Origin of the sequence: Arthrobacter sp. H35-D1, assembly GCF_030063185.1 — a bacterium.
Taxonomy (GTDB): Bacteria; Actinomycetota; Actinomycetes; order Actinomycetales; family Micrococcaceae; genus Specibacter.
This window is the reverse complement of sequence record NZ_JASISP010000076.1, coordinates 1-861: the sequence shown is the minus strand read 5'-3', so window position 1 is coordinate 861 and position 861 is coordinate 1. Positions and strand designations below refer to the sequence as shown.

Annotated in this window: 1 protein-coding gene; it reads left to right on the top strand. The window is 63.6% G+C overall.

What is annotated here, in order from left to right; all coding sequences use genetic code 11:
• Positions 1–861 (top strand): transposase (locus tag QMG25_RS20350; protein WP_283462948.1); only part of this gene is annotated, 861 nt, incomplete at both ends.

Below are 861 nucleotides of genomic sequence, written 5' to 3'. Positions count from 1 at the left end.
CCCGGACAGTCATTACGGCCGAACGCGCCCGGGAAGTCCAGCGGTTGGAGAAGCTTCTGGAGGATACTGGCATTAAGCTTTCCGCGGTGGCCTCGGACATTGTTGGCGTCTCGGGCAGGGCCATACTCGAAGCACTCATCGCCGGCCAGCGGGACCCGGCCGTGCTGGCGGACCTGGCCAAACGCAGGATGCGTGTGAAGATACCACAGCTGACAGAGGCGTTGGTGGGCCGGTTCACCGACCACCACCGGTTCATGGTGCGGTTGTTTCTGGATCGGATCGATGGCCATGGCGGTGACATTGCCCGGCTCACCGAGCGCATCGAGAAGGCGTTGGTGCCCTTTAGCCTAGTCCGGAAACTCTTGAGCAGCATCCCCGGCGTCAGTACCGGGGTTGCCGATGTCTTTATTGCCGAAACCGGCGCCGACATGTCTGTCTTCCCCACCGCAGCCCAGCTCGCGTCCTGGGCCGGCACGACACCGGGATCCCACGAGTCTGCCGGGCACAGCAAGTCCACCAAAACCCGCCCCGGAAACTCCTACCTCAAAGGCGCCATGGGTATTGCCGCCATGTCCGCGTCAAAGTCCAAAAACACGTACCTGTCCGCCAAATACAAGCGTCTTGCCTCCCGCCGCGGCCGGATCAAAGCCATCGTCGCACTCGAACACTCCATACTCATCGCGGCCTGGTACATGCTCACCACCGGCGAGCTCTACCGCGACCTCGGCGCCGACTACTTCACCCGGCGCGACCCGGCCAAGGCCCGGGCCCGCGCCATCGGCCAACTCGAAGCCCTCGGCTACCACGTCTCCATCACTGAAGCAGCCCCAACAGGCCACACCGAAACGCACCTCGCAACCA